Genomic DNA, 409 nt, shown 5'->3' with positions numbered 1-409 from the left:
TCGAGTCTGCTCAGTGTCAGTCTGAGTTAGCCGTATCGCGGTGTGTCGGTGTGACAGTTGCCGCGGTGGGGTGGTTGGTTCTGGATCACCCGGTGTCTGACCCAGAGTCTGCATGTCGCCTTCGGGTTGGCTTTTGAGCGTTATGTCGGCACCGGGTGTGAAGGACCGGCCGACGTGACCTGATAGGAGCGTGGCAACCGCCCCAACTGAGCTATGTCCGCCGGCCGGCCCAACCTGTGTTCACCTCTTAATGTGAAGGAGGCAACCTCCATGGTTGTGGTTGGAGCCGATGTGCACAAGCAGACTCACACGTTTGTCGCGGTCGACGAGGTCGGTCGCCGACTCGCCGAGAAGGTCGTCAAGGCGACCAGCGATGGGCATACCGAGGCAGTGATGTGGGCACGAGAGC

1 pseudogene is annotated in these 409 nt (G+C 60.9%); it reads left to right on the top strand.

Features of this window, described 5'->3' with window-relative positions:
- Window positions 1–252: 252 nt before the first annotated feature.
- Window positions 253–409 (top strand): annotated as a pseudogene (locus AC5Y2S_RS28950) (IS110 family transposase); the annotation flags it as partial.

It is taken from the genome of Mycobacterium sp. NGS69, assembly GCF_059812165.1.
Note: the sequence above shows the minus strand (reverse complement) of the source record. Positions and strands in the feature narration are given on the sequence as shown.